This window comes from Nocardia coubleae NBRC 108252, assembly GCF_001612805.1.
Lineage (GTDB): Bacteria > Actinomycetota > Actinomycetes > Mycobacteriales > Mycobacteriaceae > Nocardia > Nocardia coubleae.
On sequence record NZ_BDBD01000003.1, the window covers coordinates 63482 to 71009 of the forward strand.

Below are 7528 nucleotides of genomic sequence, written 5' to 3' on the forward strand. Positions count from 1 at the left end.
TGCACGGGCTCAGCCGTCGGACAGGATCGAAGCGGCAGCGTCGAGCCCGGCGGTCGTACCGACGATGACGACCATGTCGCCCCCGAGGAAACCGAACTCCGGTCCGGGCGAGGGGTGGACCTGACCGGCGCGCAGCACCGCGACGATGGAGGCCAGTGTCCGGGTCCGCATCTCCGTCTCACCGAGGCGGCGGCCCGCGTAGGGCGAATCGGGCAGCACCGGCAGCGACCGGGTGCTCACACCGTCGAGATCGCGGTGTTCCTCCTGCAGTTGCGCGACGAGTCGCGGGGCACCGAGCAGGCTGGCGAGCGTGCGCGCTTCGCCGTCGGAGAGCGGGACCTGCACGGTGGTGTCGGGGTCGTCGATCTTGGTGAAGATCAGATCGGTGCCACCGTCGCGGTGGTCGACGACGCCGATGCGCCGAGCCACCTTGGTCAGCGAGAACTCTTTCCTGACACCGATTCCGGGCAGGGATGTGACTTCAACATTCATGGGATCACCTAACCTCAGCTAGGCGATACCTTACCTTCTCTTTACTATCGTCACGGCTCGTCAGCCCGCGTCGAGCAATTTTCCGGCAGCCTCGAGGCCCTTGCCGGTGCCGACGACCACCACCAGGTCCCCGGCGACGAAGACGAAATCGGTTCCCGGCGAAGGGGTCACCTCCCCCGCGCGGACCACCGCGACCACCGAGGCCTTGGTGCGGGTGCGCATGGCGGTGTCGCGCAGCGGGCGCCCGTCGAACGGGCTGCCGCGATCGATGGCGAACTGCCTGGTCGACAGATCGTCGACACCGAGCGAGTCGGCCTTCTTCTGCACCACCTGCGGCGCACCGAGCAACCCCGCCAGGACACCGATCTCGGTGCCGGACAACGGGATCGAGGTCTTGGTCTCGGCGTCACCGGCACGGGACACGACCAGATCGACAGTGCCGTCACGGTGTTCGATCACGCCGATCCGGCGGCGGGCCTCCGCCAGCGGAAAGTCCTTGCACACGCCGATTCCCGGTAACGGCGTCACATCGATGTTCACGCCCACACAGTACGACGACCGCGCCCGTCGGTGCGGCCACCCCCGCGCGGGGGCCGCGACGATGCCCATCCGCCGTCGATCGTGACGCACCGCACGCCGCCGTTTCCGCCGGATCGATGGCGGTCACGACCGGGGCGCGGGCACCCGGTGGCGCACCGGTGCGGCGACAGCGATCGGGGGAACGGCTTGCGTATTCGGGCGAAGTTGTGTGTTGTTGATCGGTGACCAACACACCCGGAGACGCTTATCCACTCACGGACACGATGACCACCACGACGGCGGTACACGACGGCGTCACGGTCCTGACGGTGACCGGTGAGGTCGACCTGGCGACCGCGCCCGCCCTCGACGCCGCCATCGAGGCCATCCTCGCCGACAAGCCCGCGACCCTGGTGATCGACCTGACCGCGGTCGGGTTCCTCGCCTCGGCGGGCATGGCCACGCTGGTCGCCGCGCATCAACGCGCGGGCGACGACACCGCCATCGCGGTGGTCGCCGACGGGCCGGCTACCAGCCGTCAGCTGAAGATGACCAGCCTCGACCAGGTGTTCGCCATGCACACCACCCTCGCCGACGCCCTGGCGTCGCTGCGGTCGTGACCGCGTAGTCCACCGACGCAGACGCGCCGCATCCCGGAGTTGTCCGTGATGCGGCGCGTCGCGTTGTGGTGGGTCAGCAGAGGCCGCGCAGCTGCTCGATCAGCTTGATCCGGCCCGCCGCGTTCTCGGCGATCGGGGTGACGTTGAGCGTGGTGACACCGGCCTCGGCGAAGGCGGCGATGCGGTCCTTCACGAAACCCTCGGGCCCGATCAGCGACACATCGCGCACGAGGTCGTCGGGCACCGCGGCCGCGGCGGCCTGCTTGTCGCCGGCCAGGTACAGCTCCTGGATGCGGTCGGCGGCCTCGCCGTAGCCGTACTTGGTGGCCAGGGTGTGGTAGAAGTTCTTGCCCTTGGCGCCCATGCCGCCGATGTAGAGCGCCAGGTGCGGCTTCACGAACTCCAGCAGCGGCGTGACGTTCTCGCCGATCGCCAGCGCGGGACCGGCGTACACCTCGAGGTCGCCCAGCGACGGATCGCGCTTGGCCTTGCCCGCGGCCAGCGCGTCACCCCAGACATCGTTCGCCTTCTCCGGCAGGAAGAAGATCGGCTGCCAGCCCTCGGCGAGCTCGGCGGCCAGCTCCACGTTCTTGGGGCCGAGCGCGGCCAGCAGCACCGGAATGTTCTCGCGCACCGGGTGATTGATGAGCTTGAGCTCTTTGCCGAGGCCGGTGCCCCGGTCGGCGGGCAGCGGGATCTGGTAATACTTGCCCTGGTAGTTGAGCTTCTCGCGGCGCCACACCTTGCGGCAGATCTCGATCAGCTCGCGGGTGCGCCCGATCGGGGCGTCGTAGGGCACACCGTGGAAGCCCTCGATCACCTGCGGGCCGGACGCGCCGATGCCGAGGATGAACCGGCCGTCGGAGACGAAGTCCAGGCCCGCCGCCGTCATCGCGGTGAGGCTGGGGGTACGGGTGTAGAGCTGCAGGATGCCCGAGGCCAGCTGCACCCGCTCGGTGCGCGCGGCCAGGAAGCCCAGCGCGCTCACCGCGTCGAACGAGTACGCCTCCGGCACGAAGACGACGTCGAGGCCTGCCCGTTCCAGGTCGGCGACCTCGGCCGCCACCTCCTTGAAACCGCCCGAGTAGTTGATGCTCAATCCGATCCGCATGCACCCAACATAGACCCGGCCCACCCGGGCACCCCGACCGGTCGGTCCGTGCCTACATTCGCTGGTCGGGCAGGGTGCGCGGTAGCGTTGAGAGTGAAGCAATCCCCGTCGAAAGGCCACCACGTCGTGTCGCAGCCCACCGTGTCACCGCAGCAGACCGCACCCTCCTTCGGTGACGTGACCCTGGAGCACTATCTGTCGGAGCTGGCCGCCAAGGTGCCCGCTCCCGGCGGTGGCGCGGTGGCCGCACTGCACGTCGCCCAGGCCGCGGCACTGGTCGCGATGGTCGCGCGCTACACCACCCGGGCCAAGGACGCCGAGAACCGGCCGGTGATCGACCGGATCATCGAGGCCGCCGACGCCGCCCGCGCCCGCTCGCTGGCGCTGGCCGATGCCGACGCGGCCGCGTTCACCGCCGTCGGCGCCGCCTACAAGCTGCCAAAGGACACCGACGACCAGGTCGCCGAGCGCACCGCCGCGATCAACGCCGCCCTCGTCGAGGCCGCCCGGGTACCCGCCGCCGTGGTCGACGAGGCCGACGAAATCCTCTCCCTCGCAGGGGAACTGCGGCCGATCGGCAACCCGAACGTGGTCACCGACATCGGTGCCGCCGCCGATGCCGCCCGCGCCGCCGCGCAGAGTTCGCAGCTCAATATCGAGATCAATCTGGCCTCGCTGCCCGCCGCACTGGGTGACGATTTCGCAGCGGTACTGGTGCGGGTGGAGACCATCGCCGCACGCGCCGACGCGCTGCACGCCCAGGTCCTGCATGTCGTGCGCGGCTGAGCACAAGCCGACACTCCGATCGACCCGTAGGCCGTTACCACTTCGAGAGGTCCAGTTGATCATGGACGCCTAGACTCGGGAGACGCCTACGAGTGACCGAAGGGGTGGCGTTTATGAGAAACGCACTTCGTTTTCTGTTCGTCGCGATCATGGCGGCACTACTGGCCGCGTCCTGGTCGGGAGCCGCGTCCGCGGATCTGATCGGGGACCAGCGCACCCAGTACGGTGGCGGAACCTATGCCGAAGCGGACCTGTCGAACCACACCTTCACGGTGACCGCCAACGGCGAGACACGCGTGATGCCCGCCTCCATGGGCAAACCCGGTTTCGAGACGCCCACCGGCACCTTCACCGTGCTGGAGAAGGACCGCGCGGTGGTGTTCGATTCCCGCACCATCGGCATCCCGCTCGAGGATCCGGAGGGCTACATCATCGACGGTGAGTACGCCGTTCGCCTGACGTGGGGTGGCGTGTACGTCCACTCGGCGCCGTGGTCGGTGGACTCGCAGGGCTACGCCAACGTGAGCCACGGCTGCATCAACCTCTCGCCCGAGAACGCCGCCTGGTACTTCGAGAATGTCGGTGTCGGCGACCAGGTCTATATCCACTGGTGACGCGCTCATCGCCCGCGCATTCGGCGAACACGGCGTCAGGGCAGTATCGTGCCCGTAATGAAATCGTTGCGGGACATTCCCTGACGGCGGATGCCTGATGAAGGTGGGGCGATGGATCGACCGGAAGCGCGCAGACCGATCGGGGCTCGACAGCAGGACCCGGGATCGGCTGGTGTTCCGCTCCGAGGTGCCCTGCCACGGCGCCGCAGCCGCGAGGCAGGCACCTCGGGAACCGGTGCCCGGCACCGGATAGAGGGCGGGCCGACCACGCCCGCGGGTATTCCGGTCGTCTCGCTGTCGGCTCCGGTACCCGTGCGCGACGCCTTCGCCACCGATAGGCTCCCGATCGTGGGTGGGCCGATGGATCCCGGTGCGGGCCAAGTCGATACGCCGTTCATCTTGCCGAACAACGGGCCCGATACCGACAAGCTGCCCATCGTCGACGCCGACTTCCCCGCGCCGGAACCGGCTGACGCGCAGGGTGAATGGGAGTCGTCCACCTCGGCGCGGTCGGCATCCACGTGGCCCGCGTCGTCGTGGTTCGACTCGGCTCGACCGGAAACCGCTCGGCCGGAAGCAACCCGGCAGGAATCCGAGCGGACCGAATCGGCCGCTGAACCCGGGCGGCACCGATCGGCTCGACCGGAATCGGGCTGGCAGGAATCGACGTGGCCCGAATCGCCTCGACCCGAGCCGGAATCGGGCTGGGCCGAATCGGTGGCGCCCGTGCCGGCCCGGCAGGAGGCGGCGGCGACACCGACCGAATCGCCCGCTGCCCCAGCCGGTGCTGGTGACGGCTGGTCGGATCGGTATACGGCGGAGTGGGAGCCGCGTCCGGCACCCGACTACAACGGTGACGACGAGGTTTTCGCGCGGATGATCGACCGGTCCAAGCGCAGGCGCACACCTCGGTGGGTGGCTCCGCTCGCCGCGTCGGTGGCCGGGGCGGTCCTGATCGGCGTCGGATACTTCCAATTCGGTGGTCCCGCACCGGCTTCCACGTCGGCGAGCACCACGCTGTCGACCGTCGCCGCGCCCGCGCCCGGCGTCGGGCACTGCCCGTCCGAACAGGTCGGCAGCCTCGTGCGTGGCAACGGTCCCGGCGGAACCGACAGCGGAGTATCGGCCATCATGGCCTTCCAGCACGCCTACTACGTCGCACGGTCCGGCGATCAGGCGCGCACGCTGGTGGCCGGTGACGCCGCGCTGCCCACGGGCGCGCAGATCCAGTCGGGCATCGACACCATTCCGGTCGGTACCACACACTGCCTCGACATCACGCCGGGCGCGTTCGCCGGACAGTACTTCGTGACGATCACCGAGTACCGGCCCGACGAGGTGCCGATCGTCTACAACCCGCAGCTGGTCGGCACGACCAAGGTGGGCGCCAAAACGCTGATCACCTCGATCGGGCCGGTCCGCTAACTCCGGAAAGTGTTCAGGCCCTTGCCTTCTCGGCAGCGACCACCACGTGCCGCATGAGCAGCGCGGTGGTCACCGGGCCGACGCCACCGGGCACGGGGCTCAGGGCGGCGGCCTTGCCGTCGACCGAGGCGGCGTCGACGTCACCGACGATGCCACCGTCGGCGGCCTCGTTGGTGCCCACGTCGATCACCACGGCGCCCTCACGAATGTGCTTGCCGGTGACCAGACCGATCCGTCCCGCGGCCGCGACCACGATGTCGGCGGCCGTGGTGACGGCGGCCAGGTCGGTGGTGCGCGAGTGCGCGACCGTGACGGTGGCGTTCTCGGCGAGCAGCAGCTGCGCCAGCGGCTTGCCGACGATATTGGAGCGGCCGACCACGGTGACGAGCTTGCCCTGCAACGCGATCGAGTGATGCTTCAGCAGCTCCACGACCGCCTCGGAGGTGGCGGGCACGAACCCGTCGAGGCCGGAGGCGAGCAGGCCGAGTGACAGCGGGCTCACACCGTCGACGTCCTTGCTCGCGGCGATCGCGGAACTCACGTCGTCGAGGCTGACGCCCACGGGCAGCGGGGTCTGCAGCATGATCGCGTCGGTGGCCGGGTCGGCGCTGCGGGCATCGAGTTCCGCGCGGATCCGCTCGGCGGTCGCCTCGGCGCCCAGATCGATCTTCTCGCAGGCGATGCCGAGCCGTTCGGCGGCTTTGCGCAGGGAGTTCACGTACCAGGCACTGGCCGGGTCGTCGTTGGCGACGACCAGCGCCAACGTGGGCGCGGTGCCCGCGTCGGTGAGCGCGGCGGCGCGCTGTTTCGAGTCGGCGTTGATGGCGGCGGCGAGTTCCTTGCCGGTCAGCGAAGCGGTATCCACGGTTGCTCAGCCTATCGGCCACCGGGTGCACCCCGAAGCGCCGGGCCGCGACGCGCCTGCCGACGGCGGGTTACCCGGACCGGACCGTCACGGGTCGTAGGGTGTCCGGCAGCTCTGCCATCAGCTCTGCCCGCATGTACGCCACCCGGAAGGTCGCGACTGTCGTGAAGATCTCGAGGCAATGGAAACAGCTCGCCGCGGCGTTCGCCGCGGTCGCGGCGGTCACGAGTGCCACGGTCGGCCCCGCCGCCGCCGAAGCGGACGTGACAGCCCTCTACAACTCGGCGCAGCGGCATTTCACCGACGGCAATCTCGATGCCGGGCGCGCCGATCTGCGCGCCCTCATCAGCGCCGACCCCGGTGATGCCGAAGCTCTTGCCCTGCATGCCATCTGGTCACATCACGCCGGTGACGCGGCGGCGGTGAACGAGGCGATGCAGCGGTTGGGCAGTCTCGATCCGGCGATGGCGGCGGGGACGCAGCGGGTGCTGCACGCGGTGACCGCCGCGGTGTCGACGCTGCCCAATCCGCTCCCCTCCCTCATCGGACCCCAGACCGGCATCGTCGTACTCGGGTACGGTCTGCTGCCCGACGGTGCGCTGCGGCCGGAACTGGAGAACCGGCTCACGGCCGCCTGGTTACAGGCCATCGCGGCGCCGTTCTCGCCGGTCGTCGTCACCGGCGGCAACCCGCAGAACGGGATCTCCGAGGCCGAGGCGATGCGGCGGTGGTTGATCGGGCGCGGGTTGCCCGCCGATCGGATCCATGTCGAGGACCGGGCCGGGTCGACGGTGCAGAATGCGCTGTTCAGCACGAAGCTGCTGCGCGATCTCGGCGCGAACAGTGCGGTGGTGGTGACCTCTCCCAATCACATCCGGCGTGCTGTTGCGGATTTCATTGTGGCGGGGACGAATGTGGTGGGGGCTATGACGTCGTTGGAGCAGTTGGTTTCCCAGTTGCCGCCGCCTGATCGCAGTGCTCAGCGGGGGATCTATCTGGATGCGACTCGTACTTTCGAGCTCGACAGTTCGCGCTGACAGGCTGATTGAGGCGTACGGAACCACCTCGGTGTTTTGTGCACCACGGAGGTATTGGG

The 7528-nt window shown here is 69.2% G+C and carries 8 protein-coding genes and 1 pseudogene; 5 read left to right on the forward strand and 4 right to left on the reverse strand.

Translation table 11 applies throughout. The annotated features are described in order from the left end of the window. Positions 1-9: 9 nt before the first annotated feature. Together NCO8_RS01780 and NCO8_RS01785 are read right to left on the reverse strand one after the other, a co-directional pair. On the reverse strand, positions 10-492 hold the full coding sequence (locus NCO8_RS01780) for a cation:proton antiporter regulatory subunit (RefSeq protein ID WP_067491996.1): 483 nt from the start codon (positions 490-492) through the stop codon (positions 10-12). Positions 493-552: 60 nt separating this feature from the next. Next, positions 553-1032 carry a cation:proton antiporter regulatory subunit gene (locus NCO8_RS01785; RefSeq protein WP_067635861.1) on the reverse strand — a complete coding sequence of 160 codons (480 nt, stop codon included), beginning with the start codon at positions 1030-1032 and terminating at the stop codon, positions 553-555. Between the two features lie 263 nt (positions 1033-1295). Here NCO8_RS01785 and NCO8_RS01790 point away from each other — a divergent pair, with 263 nt between their 5' ends. Beyond that, positions 1296-1631: an STAS domain-containing protein gene (locus NCO8_RS01790; RefSeq protein WP_067492179.1), complete on the forward strand. Its 336-nt coding sequence runs from the start codon at positions 1296-1298 to the stop codon at positions 1629-1631. A gap of 73 nt (positions 1632-1704) precedes the next feature. Here NCO8_RS01790 and NCO8_RS01795 read toward each other — a convergent pair whose 3' ends face one another. Next, a complete protein-coding gene (locus tag NCO8_RS01795; RefSeq protein ID WP_067491994.1) occupies positions 1705-2742 on the reverse strand; it encodes an LLM class F420-dependent oxidoreductase in 1038 nt (345 codons plus the stop codon). A gap of 126 nt (positions 2743-2868) precedes the next feature. Between NCO8_RS01795 and NCO8_RS01800 the strand changes: the two genes are divergently transcribed. The 3 genes and pseudogenes from NCO8_RS01800 to NCO8_RS01810 all read left to right on the forward strand — a co-directional run bounded on the left by NCO8_RS01800 (position 2869) and on the right by NCO8_RS01810 (position 5567). Beyond that, the gene (locus NCO8_RS01800) at positions 2869-3528 is read left to right on the forward strand and encodes a cyclodeaminase/cyclohydrolase family protein (RefSeq protein ID WP_084456360.1); all 660 of its coding nucleotides are present in this window, start codon (positions 2869-2871) and stop codon (positions 3526-3528) included. 245 nt (positions 3529-3773) lie between these two features. Then, positions 3774-4142: pseudogene (locus tag NCO8_RS01805) on the forward strand (L,D-transpeptidase); the annotation flags it as partial. 111 nt (positions 4143-4253) lie between these two features. Continuing rightward, on the forward strand, positions 4254-5567 hold the full coding sequence (locus NCO8_RS01810; RefSeq protein ID WP_157104743.1) for a DUF8176 domain-containing protein: 1314 nt from the start codon (positions 4254-4256) through the stop codon (positions 5565-5567). Between the two features lie 13 nt (positions 5568-5580). On the opposite strand, the gene NCO8_RS01815 is transcribed toward NCO8_RS01810, so the two are convergent. Beyond that, on the reverse strand, positions 5581-6432 hold the full coding sequence (locus tag NCO8_RS01815; RefSeq protein ID WP_067635848.1) for a bifunctional 5,10-methylenetetrahydrofolate dehydrogenase/5,10-methenyltetrahydrofolate cyclohydrolase: 852 nt from the start codon (positions 6430-6432) through the stop codon (positions 5581-5583). Positions 6433-6596: 164 nt separating this feature from the next. Here NCO8_RS01815 and NCO8_RS01820 point away from each other — a divergent pair, with 164 nt between their 5' ends. After that, positions 6597-7469: a YdcF family protein gene (locus NCO8_RS01820; RefSeq protein ID WP_245655202.1), complete on the forward strand. Its 873-nt coding sequence runs from the start codon at positions 6597-6599 to the stop codon at positions 7467-7469. Positions 7470-7528 lie beyond the last annotated feature (59 nt).

Coding starts and splice junctions, on each gene's coding strand:
- NCO8_RS01780 (WP_067491996.1), bottom strand. CDS start 492: ATGAATGTTGAAGTCACATCCCTGCCCGGAATCGGTGTCAGGAAAGAG.
- NCO8_RS01790 (WP_067492179.1), top strand. CDS start 1,296: ATGACCACCACGACGGCGGTACACGACGGCGTCACGGTCCTGACGGTG.
- NCO8_RS01810 (WP_157104743.1), top strand. CDS start 4,254: ATGGATCGACCGGAAGCGCGCAGACCGATCGGGGCTCGACAGCAGGAC.
- NCO8_RS01795 (WP_067491994.1), bottom strand. CDS start 2,742: ATGCGGATCGGATTGAGCATCAACTACTCGGGCGGTTTCAAGGAGGTG.